The following is a 20,599-nucleotide window of genomic DNA, read 5'->3' as shown; positions in this document are numbered from 1 at the left end:
CGACGGCGCCGGCCGCACCACCCTCACGACGGAAGGGACCTCACCCGCATGCCGATTACCGCCACCTCATCCCTGCCCGGGCTGCTGCGACCGGACGGCGACCTCGTGCGCTGCGACATCGCGATCATCGGCTCCGGCATGGGCGGAGGGACCCTGGCCTACGCGCTGCGCGAGAGCGGAGCGAGCGTCGTGGTGATCGAGCGTGGCGACTTCCTGCCGCGCGAATACGAGAACTGGTCACCCGAGGCGGTGTTCACCCGGGGCCGCTACCGCAGCGACGAGCAGTGGTACGACGGTGCGCACCAACCCTTTCGGCCCGGCGTGCACTACTACGTCGGCGGCAACACCAAGGTGTACGGGGCCACGTTGCCGCGTTTTCGCGAACACGACTTCGAGGCCGTCGAACTCCACGAGGGCGTGTCGCCCGCCTGGCCGATCCGCTACCGCGACATCGAACCGCACTACACCGACGCCGAATACCTGTACAACGTGCACGGCACCCGCGGCCAGGACCCCACCGATCCCTGGCGATCCGGCGACTACCCCTTCCCCGGCGTCGCGCACGAACCCGCCATCGCGCGCCTGGCGGACGCGCTGCGTGCCCAGGGCCTGACCCCGTTCGACATGCCGATCGGCATCGACCTGCGCCCGGGCGGCGCGTGTGTGCGCTGCGCGACGTGCGACGGCTTCCCCTGCCTGCTCGACGCCAAGAGCGACGCCGACGTGTGCGCGATCCGCCCGGCGCTGGCGAGTGGCAACGTCGAACTGCTCACGCGCACCACCGTGACCCGGCTGCGGACCGACGCGAACGGCACCCGGGTCACCGAGGCGCTCGCCACGCGCGACGGCCGGCCACTGCGCATCGTCGCGCACCGCTTCGTGCTCGCCGCGGGGGCGGTCAACACGGCCGCCCTGCTTCTGCGTTCGGGCCCGGCGCCGGGGCGGGGCCTCGCCGACGGCTCCGGCCGCGTCGGCGCCCACTACATGGTGCACAACAGTACGTTCGCGGTGGCGGTGGATCCGCGGCGACGCAACGACACGGTGTTCCAGAAGACCCTCGGGCTCAACGACTGGTACGCCGACTCGAAGAGCGGGTACGGCCCGCTCGGCAACGTGCAGACACTCGGCAAGCTCCAGGCACCGATGGCCCGCGTGCTCGGTCGCGCGGTACCGAAGCCGATCCTCGCGCAGGTGGCCGGACACAGCGTCGACCTGTACCTGACCAGCGAGGATCTGCCCACCACGGCGAATCGGGTGGCCCTGGACCACGCCGGACGCGTCGTCGTGCACTGGTCGCCCAACAACCTCGCGCCGCACCGCGAACTCGTCCGGCGCACCACCGACGCGATGCGCCGGGCCGGCTACCCGCTCGTGTTCACCCGGCGCATGGGGGTGGCCGTCAATTCCCACCAGTGCGGCACGGCGGTCATGGGCGAGGACCCGGCCACGAGCGTCGTCGACCCCTTCGGCAGGGCGCACGAGGTGGCGAACCTGTGGATCGCGGACAGCGCGGTCTTCCCGTCCTCGGCCGCGGTCAATCCGGGTCTGACCATTGCCGCGAATGCCTTCCGCGTCGCCGCACACGGTCAACTGACCGCCTGAGCGGGCGAATTCAGTGCGCGGCGGGGCGGGCGGGCGCGGGCGGGGCGGCCAACAGGTCCCAGGCGAGCAACCCCGCGCCCAGCGAACCCGACTCGTCCGCGAAGCGCGCCGGCAGCAGCAGCGGCATCACCTGGAACGTCAGGCGCCGTTCGAGTTCCGCGCGCAGCGGGCGCGACAACAACTCGCCCGAGCGGGCGATCCCGCCACCGAGGACCACGGCGGAGGGATCGAGCATCGACACGGACGCGGCCAAGGTATCCGCGAGCGCCTCGATCATCTCGTCCCATACCCGACCCGCGATCGGGTCGTCGGCGGCGGCGAGGCGGGCCACGTCGGCGGCGTCGACGCCGCGCGTGGGGTCGTCGGTGAGTTCGCCGTATCGCCGCTCCATGGCGGGTCCGCCGGCCACGGTGCTGACGCACCCACGCTGCCCGCACCCGCACCGCCTGCCGCCCGGACGCAGGACCATGTGCCCCATCTCGCCCGCCTGCCAGTGCGCTCCGACGAACGGGCGACCGCCGATCATCACGGCCGCCCCCACGCCGGTGCCGATCGGCACGAACAGGAACACGTCGTGCCCGACGCCCGCGCCCAACCGCGCCTCCGCGACACCGCCGGCCCGTACGTCGTGCCCGAGGGCCACCGGCAGCCCGAGCCGCTCCGCCAGCCGCTCGCGCAGCGGCACGTCGCGCCACTTGTAGGCCGCCGAGAAGACCGCGACCCCCGCCGCCTCGTCCACCACTCCACACGAGGCGACCCCGACCGCACGCACCACCGCGCCCCGCCGGCCGGCCTCGGCCACGGACTCCGCCGCGTGGTCGAGGATGCCGGCCACGACCTCTTCGGGCCCCGCCGCGCGCTCGGGCCGGTGGCGGCCGACGAACTCGTGGGTGCCGTCCCGCTCGATGAGCGCGGACTTGAAGGTGGTGCCTCCGAGATCGAGCCCGACCACGACGTCACTGCCGTCGAATGTGCGCATGTGCGCGACCCCTCACTCGCAGGCGCTCGCCGTCGCCGCCGGTGCGCGCGACCCGCCGTCACGATACAAGGGGCCGCGACACGTGCGGCTCACCGCGCGCCGCGCAGCCGCGCGGTGCTGAAGGGCACCGGGACGCGGTGGCTGACCAGACCGCGGTGCACGGGATGACCGTCCGGGTGCAGCAGCGAATACGCGTCGATGTCGGCGCGGTAGAGCCGATTCGGCGCGGCGCCGCGAAAGTCGTCCGGCGGGCGCGAGCGCTGCGCCCGCACGGCCGGATCGGGATATCGCCGCTCGTAGTACGTCGCGCACCCCTGCGCCGTCTCCTCGTCGTCGAGCATCCGCGCCGTCCCGCTGCCGAACAGGGCCTGGTCCGCGCCGGTCGCGCCGAGGTCGAAGACCAGCACCGACACGGCGGGGTTCTCCTCGATGTTGCGCGAGTGTCGGGCGTCGGCCGGCGACATCCAGTAGAACGCGTCCCGGTGATCCCACGCGTGCGCGAGCGGCGTCATCCACGACGCGCCGCCGCGCGACGCGGTGCCGAGCGTCAGGTAGCGGACGGATCGCAGGACGTCCGCCGCGATGTCACACAGATCCTCATCGGACAACGACATTGGCGCCTCCGTCGACGAAAGGAAAAGGAAGGGCACCGGAAACCTCGTCCGCACCTCGGAACCCTTCCGCCACTGTAATGACGCACCAATATCCACAAAACCCCTTTCATCATTCGATAAGCGGAATAGGGGCATCCCTGTTCGCCCCACGACCGGACGTCGGGCGGGTCGGCTCGCCCCGTCAGGCGCCTCGCTGCGGCAGGGCGGGCCAGTAGTGCTCGGTGAACAGGCGCGCCACCAGCGCGCCCCGGCTGGAGACGGCGGCCTTGGTGAAGACGGTCTCGAGGTGGTCGCGGACGGTGTGCGGGGAGATGAACAGCGTCGCTGCGATCTCGGCGGTGGTCAGCCCGCGTGCGACGAGCCGGGTGATCTGGAGTTCACGTGAGGTCATGCCGTACGCCTCGGCGATCAGGACCGACAGGTCGGCGAGCGTGGCGGTCTCGATGACGAGCGCCACCGAACCGGGGCGGCCCCCGACACCGGCGAGGCACGAGGCATGGCAGGTCAGCCGGCGGCCTTCCACGGTCCGGATGCGGATGCGCGCGTCGCCGTGGTCGCGGCCGTCGGCGACGGCCCGCGCCTGGAGGGCCGTACCGATCACCCAGATGGGCAGCCGCAGACCCAGCGGTGACGGGAAGGACGGCCCCGCCGGCAGCAGGGCCAGGTGCTGCCGGGCCGCGTCGTTGATCGACGTGGCCTCCCCCGACTCGTCGAACAGGATCAGGCCGGGCCCGGGGGCGTCGGTGGCGCGTACGGACGCGGCCGGCCTGGCGAACCCGCGCAGCCGCTCGGCCATCGGGCGGGACAACTCGGCGAGCACCGCCGTCTCGTCGGGGCGGAAGGCGTCGGCGGTGCGGAACAGGCTCACCAGGCCCCACGGCCGATCCCCGATCCGCAGTACGGCGTGCAGTTCGTCGTGTACACCCCCCTTGGCCAACAGCCGTCGGAAACGGGTGCTACGGCCGGGCAGGTCTCCGGTGGCCGCGCGCAACGCGGCGGCCGGTACGGACGCGCGGGCGAGGTCGCGGAACGGCAGGACGTTCTCCTCCAGGAGCTCGCTCTCCCAGTACGCGGCGCAACCCTCACCGGAGCCGAGGTCCTCCACCGGCATCGGCGCGGTGATCAGGCCGGTCTCGGAGTCGGCGGCGGTCCACACGGCACAGTCGAACGGCACCCTCCGCCGCAGCCCGGCCGGCTGGGTGGTACGCCTCGTGCGTGCCCGGGTGACCGGGGCTGTGCGTTCAGCGGCCCGTCTCGTACTGCGTACACACGACGCGCAGGAACACGAAGTCACCGACGTGGCGCTGTGCGTGGGCGGTGGAACGCCCGCGGACCTGTACGGTCTCGCCGGCAATCCCGGCTTCACCGCCGACCCCTACCCGCTCGCCGACACACTCGACCGCGTTCGGGCCGAGGACGAGGTGGCGGTCATCGGCAGTGGCCTGACCGCCGTGGACGTCGTCGTGGCGCCGGCCGCACGCGGCCACACGGGCCGGATCACCATGCTCTCGCGGGGCGGTGTGCTGCCGCACGTCTGGCAGCGCCCGACCGACAGGCGCCCGCGGCACGTGACCGCCGACCGGGTGACCGAGCTGCGCCGGGCGCGGGGGCACGTCTCGCTCGACGACCTCATCGGCCTCCTGCGCGCGGAACCGGCGGAAGCGGGCGAGGATTTCGATGAGTTCGCCGCCGTGCTGGCCAGCTCCGCAACCGAGGATCCGGTCCGGCGCCTCCGACGCCAGATCGCGTCCATCGACGATCCGCGAGTCGGCCGCCGCGTCCTGCAGGAGGCGGCGCACAGCGTCGGCCCCTACGCCTGGCGGCTGTTGCCCGAGTCCGACCGCACGTGGCTGCGCCGCCACGTGCGCACGGTCAACAGCGTGGTGTCGCCCATGGTTCCGGTGAACGCGTCCATCCTGATGGGGCTGCTGGATTCCGGCCAACTCGCCGTCACACGCGGCGTCGACGCGATCGAGCCGGCCGACGGGCGGTTCCGGGTGCGCACCGGCAGCGGCGAGCGAACCGCGACGACCCTCGTCAACGCCGTGAACCCGGCACCGCAGGCCGTCCCCGCCGCGGCCCGGCAACTGGTGCGCTCCCTGGTGGACACCGGACTGGCCACGCGCCATCCGGCCGGCGGGCTGGCCCCCGTCGACCCGCACGTGCATGTGGTCGGGGACTTGGCGGGCGGTGGGTCGTTCATCACCTCGAGCATCCCCGCGATCGCCGCCCAGGCGTCCAGGACCGTCCAGGCACTGCGGGGACAGGGCCGCGAGGCCGCGCGGTCCTGAAGCCGCGGATGATCGCCGGGCATCCGAGGCGCGGTCGTGGGACTCGGGCCGCCTGGGACGACGCGGCCGGTGAGCACGCACGACTCGTCCCGTACGGGACCACCCGGCCGCGCGGCGCAGCGGGCGGGTGGTTGGGCCGATCGGTCCGATTCCGGCCTTCGTCGGCGGGCCGGGTGCCTCGGACACCGCCGGTGTGCAACAGGGTCGGACGATGAGCACAGCCTCGGCCACGCGCACTCGCTTCGCGGGCGTCCTTGCCGCCACCCTCGTACTGACGACCGGCGTCGCGGGCGCCGGAGCCGACTCCGCCGCACCGGGCTCCCGATCCGCGCCATCCGCCGCACCGGCGCCGACACCCGCACGCGTCACCTCGGCCTGGCTGCCCTACTGGGGCGGCGGACCCGGGATGCCGGGTTCGAGGTGCGATTGGGGGTGCGGACGCCGGATCGGGACGGGAGGTCACGGCGCGGTCGAGGGGTCGGTCGGAGGGGGCGGTCGGTCAGTTGTGGGCCTCGGCGGCGAGGAAGGTTTGGATGGCTTCCGTGACGCGGTCGGGGAAGTGCACGTGGGCGTAGTGGCCCGCGCCTTCGACCAGTTCGAGCCGACCCAGGCCCTCGGGCATGGCCGCGACGATGCCCGCGCCCTCGGCCTCGGCGGAGGGCCAGTCGGGGTCGAGCGTGCCCTCGATCACCAGGGCCGGGCAGCGGATGTCGCCCAGCACGGCGCCGGCATCGGTGGGCGCGGACTGGCCCATCTTGGCAACCACGGCCATCCGGCCGGGACGGCTCAGTTCGGTGTCCAAGGTGGCGACGTGTGCGGCGTAGCCGGCGGGCTTGGGGTCCGGGTAGGCGTGGTCGAGGTAGCGCTTCCACAGGCCGACATTGCGCAGTACGGCGGTGCCGATGAGCAGGGTCATGCCCTTGCGGTAGCGGCCGTTGCGCAGCAGGGCCTTGGCGTCGACCTTCTGGGCGCGGGTGAAGGGGGCGATCTCCACGATCGCGTCGACCAGTTCCGGCTCCCGCGCGGCGGCGATGGTGGCCGAGCCGCCGGAGAAGGAGTGGCCGACGATCACGGCGGGGCCGCCCAGGTGCCGGATCAGCGCGAGCAGGTCGCCGGCGGTGTCGGTACGCGTGTAGGAGGCCCATCCGACGGTGGATTCGCCGTGGCCGCGCAGGTCCGCGCAGGCGACCCGATATCCGGACGCCTTCAGTCGCTCGGCGACCGCACGGTAGGCCGATCTGTTGTCGCCCATGCCGTGTGAGAGCACGATCAATCGACCCTGCCCGCTCACGTCGTAGGCGAGCCGGCCGCCGTCGACCTCCAAGAACTCCGTCATGTCTTCCCCCGTGCGTCCGTGTGGTGATGCCTTCCGCCGCAGAGCTAACACCGTTAGCCACTGCTCTGTCAAGCAACCACCCGCCGGGTGTCGGGGAGGACGCGTCCGTGCACACCCCCTCCCCGACACCCGGTCGGATCACCCGAACCGCACGCTGTGCGGCACCGGCGGACCGAAGTCCCCCGCCGTGCCCGGCGGGAGAGATGCCATGGGTTCCTCACAACCCCGATCGCCGTACAACTGCGCGAGGGTGTCCGTGCCGTTGTCCACCCACGTGGCCCCGTGCAACAGCAGGTAGCACTCCCCGTTCTCCGGATCGGACAGGGTGAAGTCGTCCCCGGTCACCGACACATAGGTCAGCGTCCCGGTGGCGGCCTGGGCACTCGTGACGCAGGTGACGCCCAGCGTGAGGGCGACACCGACGGTCAGGGTGATGCGGCCGAAGTGTTCGAGTAAGCGCATCGATGCTCTCCGATTCCCGGGCAACGAACCCTCCACACAGGCGAGTTCGAGATCAGTGGAACCCCGCCCTCGATCGGTCGGCGAGACGACCCGGGCGCGGTGGAACCTCGTTCCGATGGGTCCCTCCCCAACTGGTCGGCCGGGCAACAAAAGTTCACCCGTTCAGCGGCCCATCTCGCACCCGACCCGCGATCGCACCATCGGCGCCCCCTCGGGGACCGGCCCATCCGACACGACACACCGTCGACGGCACCCCAGCCGGGGCAGATCCCGCCCAACCACGACCCGCAAGACCGAATGGGCGTCGCCGGCGCGCGTTCCGGTCCGACCCCGGGCCAAGGACACCGCCGGCGGCGCGGACTCGGCCGCGGACGGGTCGGTCCTGGGCGGCTGCGCTCCGGGAGGTCGAACGGGCTGCGCCGGCCGGGGCGCCGGCGTGCGGCTCGGGTGTCCGAGCCCAACAAAACCGGCGGCGCGGGCGCGGTCGCGGCGAGGCCGGTGCCGGGCGGCTGCGGTCCGGTGGAGCCGACGCTCGGACCGACGAAGCTCTATCCGGGTCGGGGCACCCGGGTCGCGCTCCGGGCGACCAGGACCGCGGCGTTCCGGGCTCGTGGTGCCGGCAGTGGGACGCCTCCCGCATCCATCGGGGCGAGCACGTGGGCGGAGACAGCGATTTGAGCGAGCACGCACAGCGCGGCGTCCGCAGAGTCGGCGCGGAGGGGGTGATCACGGCGCGAACCTGCGCGTGTGGGCCTCGACCGGGCGCTGACGCGAGATCCCGATCATCAGATCGGCCCGACCCAGGGATCCCCAGGCCCCGATCCCGCCGGCGGCACGCGCACCATCCGCCCCGTCGCGCCGGTCCACTCGGGTGGCGCGGTGCGACGGGGCGGGTGGGGTCAGGCTGCGGCGGCCTCGGCGGCGGCCAGCTTGACGCAGATCGCGACGGCTCGCATCGCGCGGCGGACCTCGTCGACCGTGGGGTAGCTCGGCGCCAGCCGGATCTGGTGGTCCCGCGGGTCGTTCCCGCCGGGGAAGGCCGCACCCGCCGGGGTCAGCGCGACGCCGACCTCCTTGGCCAGCCGCACCACCTCGGCGGCGCAGCCGTCCGGCACCTCCAGGCTGACGAAGTAGCCGCCCTCGGGGCGCGTCCAGGTGGCGATACCCAGCGGGCCGAGCTCGCGCTCCAGCTCCTCGTAGACCGCCCCGAACCGCGGCGCGAGCAGGTCGCGGTGCAGCCGCATGTGCGCCACCACGCCCTCGGTGTCGCCGAAGAAGCGCACGTGCCGGAGCTGGTTGATCTTGTCCGGGCCGATCGTCTGCTTGGCCAGCAGCCCGGTCAGCCAGGCGACGTTGGCCTCGGACGCACCGACGAACGCGACGCCGGCGCCCGCGTAGCTGATCTTCGACGTCGAGCCGAAGACGAACGCCCGGTCCGGGTTCCCGGCCTCGGCGCACGCGTCCAGGATCGACAGCAGCTCGACCGGGGTGTCGGTCAGATGGTGCACGGCGTACGCGTTGTCCCAGAAGAGCCGGAAGTCCGGCGCCGCCGTCGGCATCGCGGCCAGCCGACGCACCGTCTCGTCGCTGTAGGTCTCCCCGGTGGGGTTGCTGTACTTGGGCACGCACCACATGCCCTTGATCCTCGGATCGGCGGCGACCAGCGCCTCCACCTGGTCCATGTCCGGACCCGCGCCGGTGAGCGGAACCGGCACCATGCCGATGCCGAATCGCTCCAGCACCCCGAAGTGCCGGTCGTAGCCGGGCACCGGACACAGGAACAGCACCTCGGGCTCGTCCACCCAGCGGCGCTCCGCCCCGGGCACCCGGGACAGCAGTGCGTTGGCGATCACGTCGTGCATCAGCGTCAGGCTCGCGTTGCCCAGGGCCAGCAGTTGCTCGGCCGGTACCTGGAGCAGGTCGGCGAAGATCGCGCGCAGCTCGGGCAGACCGTTGAGCCCGCCGTAGTTGCGGCAGTCGGTACCGTCGGCGGCCTTGAAGTCCTCTCCGCCGGGCAGCGTGAGCAGGTCGTTGACCAGGTCCAACTGCTGCGGCGAGGGCTTGCCTCGGGTGAGGTCGAGGCGCAGTCCCTCGGCCGCCAGGGCGGCGTACTCCGCCCGAGCGGCCGCGAGGTCGATTTCCGGAATGGACACGGTGGTGCTGTGCGGCACGGGATCCCCAAAATAGGCGGAAGCCGCAGTCACTTGCGGCGGGGCCAATCTAGCAACACGCCGAGGTGCGCCGGAGCCGGCGGCCTTTCCCGGCCGGGCGTTCCGTTCACTCCACGTTCACCGCGGCGTCGACTCGGCTGCTCACTCCGCCTGCCTGCTTCGCGGTCGACGCCGCCGTGCACTCCTTCGGCCATGGTCCGGTCGTGCTTCCGGTCATTCCTCCGACCGGTGCTCCGGACAGTCCTCCGGGCATTCCTCCGGCCAGTGCACCGAACATTCCTCCGGTTCGTCCGGGGTCCACCCGGTCGTCGGGAACTCCGTCGCCACGAAACGCAGCTCCAGATGCGCGCGGTGATCGTTGATCAGACTGTGCGAGTCCAGGGTGAGACTCTGCGCGTCCCCGCCGACCCGGCCCGCGTAGCGCACGGTGCCGCTCGGGCTGGTCACGTCGAACGAGATCGACGTACCGCGCAGCTCGTAGGTGCCCTGGCTGCACCCGGCGTGCTCGGGCCCGAACCAGCGGGCCACCAGGTGCTCGGCGCCGGCGACGGAGGTGACGGCGGACACCAGATCGGGGGCGGTGAACCGGATGTAGCGGCAGTAGCTCTCCTCCGCTTTGTCCGCACCGGATGCCTCACTCGCACCGGACGCTCCACTCGCACCGGATGCTCCACTCGCACCGGACTCCTCATCCGCATCGGAGACCCCGCCCGACCGGTCGACGCCGTCCGGCCGGATCGCCACGTACAACCCGTCGTAGCGCGGGTGCGTTCCGGTCGCCGGGATCGACGCCGCCTTCGGGTCCTCGGCCGCGGATCCGTCGAACTCGCCTGCGGTGCGCACCGGTTGCCTCCTCGGTCGATTCGGGCTCGCGGGCCCGACGGGCGAAAGCGTCGAGCGTACGTCACCCGACCGACGGCAGGTCGCTTCGTCCCGGGCGTGCCGACCCCGTTCCCGTACGACCGGGGCGATCCCGTACGGCCACGACGCCCGCGCCCGACCGCACCAGCCGGCCCGCACGATCCGCCCGCACCGATCCGCCGCTCCCCGCACCCCAGGCGTCGGCGGCGCCTACCATCGGCGGGGACACCCTCGATCCGGGAGTAGGACCCATGAGCTCGTGGCGCACGCCCAGGCGATTCCGGCAAGGCGGCGGCGCGGTACCCGCGCCCGACGCCGGGGCCTCGCGCGCGCCCGTCGTGGTGGACTGCGCGCTCTACGACAAGGGCGTGCGGCGTCCGGGCAAGGTGGCACTGCGCGACGCGCTGGACGCGGCCGAGGCCGGCGAGGACACGTTCGTGTGGATCGGGCTGTACGCCCCGCTCGCCGAGGACCTCGCCGGCATCGCCGACGCGTTCGACCTGCACCCGCTGGCCGTCGAGGACGCGGTCGAGGCCCACCAGCGACCCAAGCTGGAGTACTACGACGACACGTTGTTCCTGGTCCTGAAGACCATCGTGTACGTCGAGCACGACGCGCTCACCGCGACCAGCGAGGTGGTCGACACCGGCGAGATCATGGTCTTCGCCGGCGAGAAGTTCGTCGTCGTGGTCCGGCACGGCAGCGCGCCGCCGCTGGTCGAGCTGCGCCAGTCGCTGGAGGCCGACCCGGCGATGCTCGCGCATGGGCCGGCCGCGGTCGTACACGCCATCACCGACCGGGTCGTCGACGACTACCTGCGTGTCGCGGACAAGGTCGAGGACGACTTCGAGCGGCTGGAGGTCGACGTGTTCGCGCCCCGGCCGAGCAACGACGCGGAGCGCATCTACCAGCTCAAGCGCGAACTGATCGAGTTCAAGCGCGCGGTATTGCCGCTGGCCCGACCCCTGGAGCGACTCTCCGGCGGCACGCTGCCCGGTGTCGGCACCGGCTTCGACGCCTACCTGCGCGACGTCGCCGACCACCTGGCCCAGGTCCGCGAGCGGCTGGCCGCGTTCGACGAATTGCTGGACGGCATCCTCTCGGCCAGCCTGGCCGGCGTGACCGTCCGGCAGAACACCGACATGCGCAAGATCGCCGCCATCGCGGCCATCCTGGCCGTCCCGACGCTGATCGTCGGGATCTACGGGATGAACTTCGAGCACATGCCCGAGTTGAAGTGGACGTACGGCTACCCCGCCGTGCTGGTGGTCATGGTCACCGCGTGTTCGTTGATGTTCCGGGCGTTCCGCCGCAACGACTGGCTGTGACCCCGGCGGCGGCGTCCGCTCGCGGGGTGTCGGCTCCGTGCGCGCGGCGTTCGGTTCCGTTCGGGCTGCGTCGGCTCCTTCGCGCCGTATCGACCCGTGCGCGGGTGTCGATCCGTTCGCGCGGTGTCGCGTGCAGCGGGTGTAAAAGCCGCGTACGGGCCTTTGGTCGGTGCGTCAGGGGGGCGTGAAGGCCGGTCTCGAACGGGTGCGCGGCGGATAGCTTCGATCGCCTGGCACGACCCCCGGGACCCGCTCGCGGCGCGTCACCTCAACGACGGGCGCGAGGACGGGACGGACGGTCCTCGGGGGTCGTGCCCGATGCCGGGTGTCGGCGTCGGGCACCGCGAAGGAGAACACACCATGAAGGTGACCGGCCTGGGCATCGCCGCCGTGGGGAGTTGTACGTCCGCCGCGCCGATGTCCGCCCTGTCCGTGGACGAGGCCGCGCTGCGCGACACCTTGGCGCGCGGCGGGCTGATCGGCGAGGACCTGGACGACCAGTACTGCCTGCTGTGCGACCGAGCCACCGCCGGCGCGCCGATCGCGCTGTCCGGGCGACTGGTCCTGGACCGCATCGGCGTCGGGCGGATCCACGCCTACCACGCGGTGCACTGCGGCGATCATCCGCTGTCCGCGCTGGGCACGCTCGCGGCGCACCTCGCGGTCGATCCGGCGGCGCGGCGCGGCCTGGTGCTGGCGCCCGCGCACGAGTCGCGGCCGGCGGCGGCGGGATTGGTACTGGAGAAGGGGCTGACCCGGCATCGCCTGCTGGCCGTCTCCGCGCGCGACCACCGGGCGAGTACCCGTCCGCACCCGGACGTCCGGGTCGTCCCCGGGCCGGCGCGTGCGCGAGTCGGGGCGGTCGGTGGGACGGGTGGTGGGACGCGAGTCGTGGCGGGTGGCGAGATACGTCGACACGAACCGGGGCGGTCGGCGGTGGCCACGATGGTGGACCGGGTCAACGCCTCCTGGCGGGAGCACCACGGCGAATGCCTGCGGGACGCGCCGATCGCGGTCTCCGCGGTGATCGCACAGACGCTGCGCCAGGCCGGGATCGCGTGGTCGACCATCGACCACGTCGCCCTGCACACGCCGTCCGCCGAGACGAACCGCGCCTTCCGCCGCCACTTCGGCCTCCAGCGCCACCGGGTCACCGACATCGGCCCGGAAACCGGCCACCCCCGAGCCGCGGGCCTACTCATCGCAACCCGCATGGTCCTCGAGTCGAACCACCCAACCGGCACCCGCGTCCTCCTCACCTCCCTCGGCGGCACGGGAGCGGTGGCCGCCGCCGTCGTCGAAATCTGACCCCGGGTTCGCCGAGACGGCGGTCCGTTCGCCGTCGACGTGCGCCGGCAAGTCGGTGGTCACGTGGCGGGCGTGCTCCCCACAGCGTCGGCATCGGCCCATGCGTGGACATCGCGACCCATACGTTGGCGAGGCCAACATTGGCTATGCCAACGATGTATCGTGGCCGTCGTGGAACGGATCCCCGCGCAGATGGCCGCGAAGCCGAGTTGGCTGCTCACTCAGGTGGCGGTACACGCCCACCGCTTGGCGTCCGAGGGCTTCGGGGAGGTGGGCGCGCGCGGGTACCACTACCGGATCCTGGCCGCGCTGGACGAGTTCGGCACGGCCAGCCAGGTCGAACTCGGTCGCCGGTGCAATATGGACCGCAGCGACGTCGTGGCGGCGATCAACGAACTGGCCGAGGCGGGATACGTCGAGCGCACACCGGACCCCGACGACCGAAGGCGCAACCGGGTCACCCTCACCACCGCGGGTCGCCGGCAACTGCGACGCATGAATCGCACGCTCGACAGGGTGCAGGACGACCTGCTGCAACCGCTCTCGGCCGAGGACAGGCAGACCTTGACCCGCCTGCTCACCCAACTGTTCACGCACCACCAACAGCGAGCCTGACGCCGCCGCCGACAACCCGGGCGCGATCCGCGTGCCCGGGTGCACCGGCCCGTGCACCGGCCGCCTCGATCGCACCCGGCGGATCACCGCGCCGCGCCCTCCCGTGCGAGCCGATGTCGCGCGGCCCGGCGGTCGGCCTGCCGCGCCGGATCGGGCACCGGCGCGGCGAGCAGCAGGTTGCGGGTGTAGGGGTGCGCGGGCTCGGTGGTGATCCGCCGCGCGGAGGCGCATTCGACGATCGCGCCCTTCGACATCACCGCGACGCGGTCGCTGACGTGGCCCACCACCGACAGGTCGTGCGCGATGAACAGGTAGGCCACGCCCGTTCGTTGCTGGAGTTCGACAAGCAGGTTGAGCACCTGGGCCCGGGTGGACAGGTCCAGTGCGCTGACCGGCTCGTCGCAGATGATCAGGCGCGGCCCGGGCGCCAGGGCCCTGGCGATGGCGACCCGTTGGCGCTGCCCGCCGGACAATTCGCGGGCGAGCCGGTCCGCCGTGTCCGCCGGCAGGCCCACCGCGTCCAGGAGTTCGCCGATCCGGGCCCGCGCGGCGGCTCGGCTGTGCGTCCGCCCGGCGGTGAGCGGTTCGGTGAGGATGTCGCCGATGGTCATCGACGGGTTCAACGAACCGTACGGATCCTGGAAGATCACCTGGATGTCCCGGCTCAGCGCGCGTCGGGCGCGCCGGGCCAGGCCGTCGATTCGGCTCCCGTCGAAGGCGATCGTGCCGGACGCGACCGGGACCAGGCCGAGCACCGCACGGCCCAGGGTGGTCTTGCCCGAGCCGGATTCACCGACGAGGCCCACGGTTTCGTGCGGACGCACGTCCAGGCTCACCTCGTGCAGCACCCGCAGCGGCGGCTTGCGCCGGTCGGCGGTGCGGTATTCGACCACCAGGTTCTCGATGCGCAGGAGCGGATCGGGGGCGGACTTCGTGCCGTTCGACGCCGCCGCGTCGGATTCCCGCCGCCTCAACTTGTCCATGCGATCACCTCGTTCTGCACCCGGGCGCAGCGCACCGCGCCGGTTCCGTGGCTGCTCGGTTGCGGGTGGACGGCGCATTCGGGTGCGGCGTACGCGCAACGCGGCGCGAATCGGCAACCGGTGGGCCGGTCCCGAACCGAGGGCACCCGGTCCGGGATGGTGCGCAGCGGGCCCCGGTCGGCGCCGCCCTCGGCGGGCGGGATCGCGGCCAACAGCGCGGCCGTGTACGGGTGGGCCGGTCGGGCGAACAGGTCCGCCGAGGTCGCCGTCTCGACGATCTCGCCCGCGTACATCACCGCGACCCGGTCGCACAGGTCGGCGACCACGCCGAGGTCGTGGGTGACCAGCACGACGCCCATGTCGTGCTCGCGCTGGAGCGATCGCAGCAGGTCGAGGATCTCGGCCTGGACGGTGACGTCGAGCGCGGTGGTGGGCTCGTCGGCGATCAGCAGGTCGGGCTCGCACGCGACGGCGCACGCGATCAGCACGCGCTGGGCCATGCCGCCGGAGATCTGATGCGGGTAGGCGTCGAACACCCGGGGCGGGTCGGTGATGCCCACCCGGTCCAGCAGTTCCAGCGCGCGTCGGCGGGCGGCGTCGCGGGAAAGGCCGAGGTGGGCGCGCAGCGGCTCGGTGAGTTGGCCGCCGATCCGAAAGCTCGGGTCGAGGTTGGACATCGGGTCCTGCGGGATGTAGCCGATCCGGCGCCCGCGCAGCGCGTTGACGCCGCGTTCGGAGAGCGTGGCGAGATCCTGGCCGTCGAACTCGACCCGGCCGGCGCGGATCGCGCCGCCCGCGGGCAGCAGGCGCAGCACGGCCAGCGCGGTCTGCGTCTTGCCGCACCCCGATTCGCCGACCAGGCCCACGATTTCGCCCCGGTGCACGGTGAGCGAGACCGTGTCGACGACGGCGGCCTCGCCGTCGGGAGTGGGGTAGGCCACCCGCAGTCCTTCGACCGAGAGCAGTACGTCGGTGCCGACCGTCGTCGTGCCCGCCGGCGTCGCCACCCCGGTCGACGCCGCCTCGGTCGCCCGGCCCGGTCCGCGCGCCGCCCCTCGGATCGTCCGGCGGCGCGGTGCCCGGACCGGCCGGGGAGCGTCGCCGAAGGCGTCGCGCAGGCCCGCGCCCAACAGGGTGACCGCGAGTACGGTCAGCGTGATCGCCGCGCCGGGCCACACCGACAGCAGGGCGGTGTCGTAGACGTGGGTGGAGGCGTCGCCCAACATCGCGCCCCAACTCGCCCGATCGGCCTCGCCGAGGCCGAGGAAGGCGATGCCGGATTCGATGATCATGGCCAGGCCGAAGATCAGCGAGGCCTGGGTGATGATCGGGACTCGCACCACACGCAGGATGTGTCGGCGCATGATCCGCAGATCGGACAGGCCCGCGACGCGCGCGGCGTCCACGTACGGTTCGCCGCGCACGCGCCGCACCTCGCCGCGGACCAGGCGGAAGACCGGCGCGGCGGTGAGCACGCCGAGCACGATCATCGACACGGCCAGGCCGGGGCCGTGCACGGCGACCAGGGCGAGCAGCACCACGATGCCGGGTAGCGCGAGGAACACGTTGGCGACCCAGCTCGACACCGTGTCCCACCAGCCGCCGACGTAGCCGGCGACGAGTCCGGTGGGGACGCCGATCAGCAGCGCGACGCACGTGGTGATCGAGCCGGCCAGCAGGCTGGTCCGGCTGCCGTACAGCAGCCGGCTGAGCACGTCGCGCCCGGAACCGTCGCCGCCCAGCGGGTGCTTCCCGGACGGGTCGGCCAACACCGCGTGCAACGCCGCGCTGTTCGGCCCGTGTTCGGCGATCAGGCCGGCACCCGCGCCGGTGACGACGACGAACAGCAGGACGGCCGCGGCGGTGACCGCGACCGGGTCCCGGGCGAAGCGCCCGGCGGGGCCGCGCCGGCGGGGTCCGGCGTGCGGTGCGCCGGGAGCCGGTTCGACGCCGACCGCCGGGGCCGGCGCCGGGAGCACGGCGGTCGGCGGGGCGACCGAGGGGGCCTGGTTGTCGTTCATCGCATGCCGACTTTCGGATCGAGCGCGCCGGTCGCCAGGTCGACGACCAGGTTGACGGTGACCACGACGCAGACGCTGACCAGGACGACCCCCTGCACGGTGGGTACGTCCGATTGCGAGGTCGCGCCGATCGCCAACGAGCCCAGGCCGGGCAGCGCGAAGATCTGTTCGATCACGAGCGCGCCGCCGAGCAGCCCGATGAACTGCAGGCCGACCACGGTCAACGCGGGTGGGGTGGCGTTGCGCAGCACGTGCACGAACAGCACCCGCCGGGCGGGCAGTCCGCGGCTGCGCAGGGTGCGGATGTAGTCGCGTTCCAGTACCTCGGCGACCGCGTTGCGGGTCTGTTGGGCGATCGCCGCGACGCCCGCCACCGCGATCGTGGCCACCGGGAGGACGAGCGAACGGGCCCAGTCGCCGGGGGATTCGGCGAACGGCACGTAGCCGGTCGCGGGCAGCACCTCCAGGCGGACCGCGAACAGCGTGACGAGCAGGATGCCCACCCACAGACCGGGCACCGCGAAGCCGGCCACCGCCAGGATGTGCACGCAGCGGTCCACGACGCCGCGCCGGATCGCCGCGAACAGCCCGAGGCCGATGCCCAGCAGCGCACACACCAGCGTCGCGGTGAGGGTGAGCGACAGGGTCACCGGCAACTTGGTGCCGATCGAGTCGCTCACGTCCAGGCCGGTGGTCCACGAGGTGCCCAGATCGCCCCGCACGGCGGCGCCCAGCCAGTCCAGCCAGCGCACCACGACCGGCCGGTCCAGGCCCAACCCGGCTTTTTTGGCGGCGAGTTGTTCGGGCGTCGCGGAGACGCCGAGGATGCCCTGCCCGGGGTCGGGCAGCAGGTCCATCAGGAAGAAGGTCAGCGCGGAGACCACCAGCAGGAGTACGACGGCCGACAGCACACGTCGGGCGAGGAAGCCGATCATCGCGCGGCTCAGGAGGCGGGCTGGTAGTCGGTCAAGGACATGAACGTCTGCCCGGGTCGGTTGCTCAGGCTGACCGACTTGGCCGAGAAGAGCACGTTGTCACCGCGGAACAGCGGCGCGAACCAGGCCTGTTCGACGACGTGGGCGTTGAGTTGCCGGTACAGCGGGCCCTGCGCGTCGTCGGGGGAGGTCGCGATGCGCGCGAGCAGGTCGGTGATCACCGGGTCGGCCACCTTGAACGGGTTGGTGGGCATCGCCGGGGACAACAACGCGAACGCGTCGATCCAGTTCTGCGACGTGCCCCAGACATACATGAACGCCGGGAAACGACCGCTGAAGTACTGCTGGGAGAGCTGGTTGGTGCTGACCGGCGTGTACTCGACCTTGATCCCGACCTGGTTCAACTGCTCGGCGAGCACGGGGTACAGCGCGGGCACGAACGCGTTCTCGCTGGGCAGGGTGAGCTTGAAGCCGTCGGCGAAGCCCGCCTCGGCGAGCAACTGCTTGGCCCGGGACGGATCGTAGGGGTAGGCGCGGTCCAATTCCGGGTCGTAGGCCGGGGATCCGGCGGCGAACATCTGCGTGGTGGGGCTGCCGACGCCGGCCATGATCGCCTTGAGGATGCCGGGGCCGTCGATCGCGTGGTTGATCGCCCGGCGCACCCGGGCGTCCCCCAGCGGCGGGGCGACCTTGCCCTCGCGATCGACCAGCCACATGCCGGTGACCTGGCCGGGCTGGCGGGTGACGTTGAGCCCGGCGTGCTTGGCGGCGTCCATCCGGGCGGGCGCGCCGAGTCCGGCGTCGGCCTGGCCGGTGAGCAGCGCGGTGGTGCGGGCGTTGGTGTCCGGGATCGCCTTGATCACGATCTTCTCGAACGGGTACCCGGCATGGTCCTGGCGACGCGGGTTGCGGGTGTAGGTGTAGCGGTCGCCGCGGGTGGTGTGCGCGGTGTCCAGGATGTACGGGCCGCTGCCCACCGGTTGCGCGTTCGCGTCGCCGAAGGCCTTCGGGCTGAGCATCATCCCGGCGACCAGGCCGAAGTTGTACAGCAGCGACGGGTCCGGGGTCTTCAGGGCCAGTTCGAGAACCATGGGACCGGTCACGGTGATGCCGGCGATCGCGGCGACGGCGAACGAGGACGGGCCGTTGGCGGCGGCGGTGCGTTCCAGGTTCTGCTTGACCACGGTCGCGTCGAAGGGTGTGCCGTCGGAGAAGGTGACGCCCTCGCGCAGGGTCATCCGCAGGTGTCGGCGCTCCGGGTCGGTGTAGGCCCACGAGGAGGCCAGTCCGGGGCCCACGCTCTGGTCCGGGTTGACCGTCGTGAGCGAGTCGTACAGCGGTTGCAGGTAGGCGAGTCCGTTGCCGCCGGCGCCCTTCGCCGGGTCCAGGCTGGTCGCGTCGGCCGCGGCGGCCAGCGTCAGGGTCTTGCCGCGGGTGGACTTCGAGGTGTTCGAGCCGCCGCAACCGGCGACGGCGGTCGCCACGAGTGCGGCGGTGGCGAGGGCCGCTACGCGGCGGCGTCCCAGGATGGTCATGACTGGTCCTTAGTCGAATTCGCGGGACGAATTCGGAAATCGAATTCTTCGATCCGATGGGTCGGCCGAAATGGTGGCCGCCGTGGGTCCGACCCCATGGCTCCGGGCATTTCGGCCGACGTTTTGCGGCATGCTCGAATCACCGTCCGAGCGGCTCCGGGATATGGGTCCGCTCGGCGGTCGACCGCGTGCCTTTCTCGGGTGCGGCGGGCGGCTAGCCGGGGTGGGCCGCGCGCCAGGTGCTCGCCTGTGTGCTGATCAGCGCGGACAGGTCGCCCATGGCGAGGTTGTAGTCGACCGTGTGGGTGCCCAGCACGGCGGACAGGCCGGCCTGGGGGAACAGGCCGTCACCGCCGGTGACATCGAGCCGGCTCGCGGTGCCGGTCGAGTCCTGGGTGAAGGCGCAGCGCGCGCTCACCTTGTTCGGATATCGGGTGTAGCCGGACGGGTCGTCGGCCAGGTCGTACGAGCTGAGCAGGTGGCCCAGGTGGCCGCGCGGGTTGAGCCAGTTGCCGCTCACGAGCCGTCTGGTCGGCATGTACATGTCCACCGGCGTCACGCCGTCGGCGGGTGCGCCGCGCAGCACTGCGGCCGGGTTGACGCAGGCGATCCGGTGACCGGGCACCGTGGAGCGCCCGAAGGCGGATCCGGCGGGCAACGGTCCCCCATCGGGCAGCGCGTAGCCGTTGTAGGCGACCACGCACCCCGTCGGGATCGGCGCCTGGGGGCCGGATCGGACGCAGGTGGGGATGCGTTGGAAGGTGGACGCGGAATCGTCGCCGCCGCCCTGGGTGCCGCCGATCGGCACCTGGATGTAGCCGCCGAGCAGCACTGCCGACACCAACCGGTCCTGTACGGCCGGGTTGCCGTCGATTTCCTGCTGCATCATCCGGGTCAGCACGCCGGTGCCCTGGGAGTGGCCGAGGATGACCACGCCGCGCCGCTTGTGGGTGACGGGGTCGGTGTTGTGGTTGGCCCAGTAGTCGCGCCAGGCGCCGCGTACGTCCATCGACCCGGTCTCGGCGTCCGGTGGGATGCCCAGGCCGCCTACCAGGAGTTCGGACAGCGACGCCTGTCGGTACACGGGGGCGAACACGCGGCACGTGTCGGTGAATCGGCCGAGTTGCATCAGGGTGCCGGCGAGTTCGCTGTTCGAGGGGATGGGCGGCAGCGAACCGAGGCGCAGCAGCGGGTTGGGGAGCAGATCGATGGTGGGGTACGCGTAGAAGCAGTCGACCTGGGGGTCGGTGGGGCCGGCGAAGGGCTCGGGGGTGCGCGAGCCGTCGGGGTGCACGGCGGTCGCGTCGAGGGTGGTGGTCGCCCCGTTGAAGTAACGCGCCGTGAAGGCGCCGCCGGGTCCGGGGGTCTGCGGATTGCCGGCGAGGTCCTGGTTGCAGGGGTTGGTGGGCAGGCCGGGTCGACACAGCCAGACCGTCTCGGCCAGGGGGCTGGTCAAACTCTTGTCCGATTGCCCACCCCCGGCGGAGGCGGTCGGTGCGACGGTCAGGGTCAGGGTCAGCGCGGCCAACGCGAGGACGAGTCTCGATCTGCTCATGGC

The 20,599-nt window shown here is 72.3% G+C and carries 17 protein-coding genes; 5 read left to right on the top strand and 12 right to left on the bottom strand.

Annotated elements, in window-relative coordinates; all coding sequences use genetic code 11:
• Window positions 1-48 precede the first annotated feature (48 nt).
• Window positions 49-1,602 carry a GMC family oxidoreductase gene (locus tag OG948_RS48780; protein ID WP_331771477.1) on the top strand — a complete coding sequence of 518 codons (1,554 nt, stop codon included), beginning with the start codon at window positions 49-51 and terminating at the stop codon, window positions 1,600-1,602.
• Between the two features lie 10 nt (window positions 1,603-1,612).
• Here the strand turns inward: OG948_RS48780 and OG948_RS48775 are convergent, their stop codons facing one another.
• From OG948_RS48775 to OG948_RS48765, 3 genes are all read right to left on the bottom strand, one after another.
• A complete protein-coding gene (locus OG948_RS48775) occupies window positions 1,613-2,581 on the bottom strand; it encodes an ROK family protein (protein WP_331771476.1) in 969 nt (322 codons plus the stop codon).
• Between the two features lie 89 nt (window positions 2,582-2,670).
• On the bottom strand, window positions 2,671-3,195 hold the full coding sequence (locus OG948_RS48770) for a pyridoxamine 5'-phosphate oxidase family protein (RefSeq protein ID WP_331771475.1): 525 nt from the start codon (window positions 3,193-3,195) through the stop codon (window positions 2,671-2,673).
• Window positions 3,196-3,376: 181 nt separating this feature from the next.
• Complete coding sequence (locus OG948_RS48765) at window positions 3,377-4,351, bottom strand: helix-turn-helix transcriptional regulator (RefSeq protein WP_331771474.1); 975 nt, start codon at window positions 4,349-4,351, stop codon at window positions 3,377-3,379.
• 79 nt (window positions 4,352-4,430) lie between these two features.
• Here OG948_RS48765 and OG948_RS48760 point away from each other — a divergent pair, with 79 nt between their 5' ends.
• The gene (locus tag OG948_RS48760; RefSeq protein ID WP_331771473.1) at window positions 4,431-5,486 is read left to right on the top strand and encodes a hypothetical protein; all 1,056 of its coding nucleotides are present in this window, start codon (window positions 4,431-4,433) and stop codon (window positions 5,484-5,486) included.
• Between the two features lie 499 nt (window positions 5,487-5,985).
• On the opposite strand, the gene OG948_RS48755 is transcribed toward OG948_RS48760, so the two are convergent.
• The 4 genes from OG948_RS48755 to OG948_RS48740 all read right to left on the bottom strand — a co-directional run bounded on the left by OG948_RS48755 (window position 5,986) and on the right by OG948_RS48740 (window position 10,298).
• Window positions 5,986-6,822, bottom strand: a complete 837-nt coding sequence (locus tag OG948_RS48755) for an alpha/beta hydrolase (RefSeq protein ID WP_331771472.1) — start codon at window positions 6,820-6,822, stop codon at window positions 5,986-5,988.
• Between the two features lie 138 nt (window positions 6,823-6,960).
• A complete protein-coding gene (locus OG948_RS48750) occupies window positions 6,961-7,284 on the bottom strand; it encodes a hypothetical protein (protein ID WP_331771471.1) in 324 nt (107 codons plus the stop codon).
• A gap of 899 nt (window positions 7,285-8,183) precedes the next feature.
• Window positions 8,184-9,437 (bottom strand): aminotransferase class I/II-fold pyridoxal phosphate-dependent enzyme, encoded by a 1,254-nt coding sequence (locus OG948_RS48745; protein ID WP_331773554.1) that lies wholly within the window; start codon window positions 9,435-9,437, stop codon window positions 8,184-8,186.
• Between the two features lie 231 nt (window positions 9,438-9,668).
• Window positions 9,669-10,298, bottom strand: a complete 630-nt coding sequence (locus OG948_RS48740) for a hypothetical protein (protein ID WP_331771470.1) — start codon at window positions 10,296-10,298, stop codon at window positions 9,669-9,671.
• 269 nt (window positions 10,299-10,567) lie between these two features.
• On the opposite strand from OG948_RS48740, the gene corA reads away from it, so the two are divergent.
• The 3 genes from corA (at window position 10,568) to OG948_RS48725 (ending at window position 13,567) form a co-directional block, all read left to right on the top strand.
• Window positions 10,568-11,644, top strand: coding sequence for a magnesium/cobalt transporter CorA (gene corA, locus OG948_RS48735; RefSeq protein ID WP_331771469.1), 1,077 nt, complete (start codon window positions 10,568-10,570; stop codon window positions 11,642-11,644).
• 360 nt (window positions 11,645-12,004) lie between these two features.
• Window positions 12,005-12,952 (top strand): 3-oxoacyl-[acyl-carrier-protein] synthase III C-terminal domain-containing protein, encoded by a 948-nt coding sequence (locus OG948_RS48730; protein ID WP_331771468.1) that lies wholly within the window; start codon window positions 12,005-12,007, stop codon window positions 12,950-12,952.
• A 171-nt stretch (window positions 12,953-13,123) separates the two neighbouring features.
• On the top strand, window positions 13,124-13,567 hold the full coding sequence (locus OG948_RS48725) for a MarR family transcriptional regulator (protein WP_331773553.1): 444 nt from the start codon (window positions 13,124-13,126) through the stop codon (window positions 13,565-13,567).
• A gap of 83 nt (window positions 13,568-13,650) precedes the next feature.
• Here OG948_RS48725 and OG948_RS48720 read toward each other — a convergent pair whose 3' ends face one another.
• From OG948_RS48720 to OG948_RS48700, 5 genes are all read right to left on the bottom strand, one after another.
• Window positions 13,651-14,550 carry an ATP-binding cassette domain-containing protein gene (locus OG948_RS48720; protein WP_331771467.1) on the bottom strand — a complete coding sequence of 300 codons (900 nt, stop codon included), beginning with the start codon at window positions 14,548-14,550 and terminating at the stop codon, window positions 13,651-13,653.
• Window positions 14,538-16,571, bottom strand: coding sequence for a dipeptide/oligopeptide/nickel ABC transporter permease/ATP-binding protein (locus tag OG948_RS48715; RefSeq protein WP_331771466.1), 2,034 nt, complete (start codon window positions 16,569-16,571; stop codon window positions 14,538-14,540). The genes OG948_RS48720 and OG948_RS48715 overlap by 13 nt, the downstream gene beginning before the upstream one ends.
• A complete protein-coding gene (locus OG948_RS48710; protein WP_331771465.1) occupies window positions 16,568-17,506 on the bottom strand; it encodes an ABC transporter permease in 939 nt (312 codons plus the stop codon). The genes OG948_RS48715 and OG948_RS48710 overlap by 4 nt, the downstream gene beginning before the upstream one ends.
• Before the next feature lie 8 nt (window positions 17,507-17,514).
• Window positions 17,515-19,041, bottom strand: a complete 1,527-nt coding sequence (locus tag OG948_RS48705) for an ABC transporter substrate-binding protein (RefSeq protein ID WP_331771464.1) — start codon at window positions 19,039-19,041, stop codon at window positions 17,515-17,517.
• Window positions 19,042-19,255: 214 nt separating this feature from the next.
• The gene (locus OG948_RS48700) at window positions 19,256-20,596 is read right to left on the bottom strand and encodes a DUF3089 domain-containing protein (protein ID WP_331771463.1); all 1,341 of its coding nucleotides are present in this window, start codon (window positions 20,594-20,596) and stop codon (window positions 19,256-19,258) included.
• Between the last annotated feature and the right edge of the window lie 3 nt (window positions 20,597-20,599).

It is taken from the genome of Embleya sp. NBC_00888, from assembly GCF_045207655.1.
GTDB lineage: Bacteria > Actinomycetota > Actinomycetes > Streptomycetales > Streptomycetaceae > Embleya.
The sequence above is the reverse complement of the archived record's forward strand: the minus strand, read 5'-3'. Positions and strand labels throughout refer to the sequence as shown.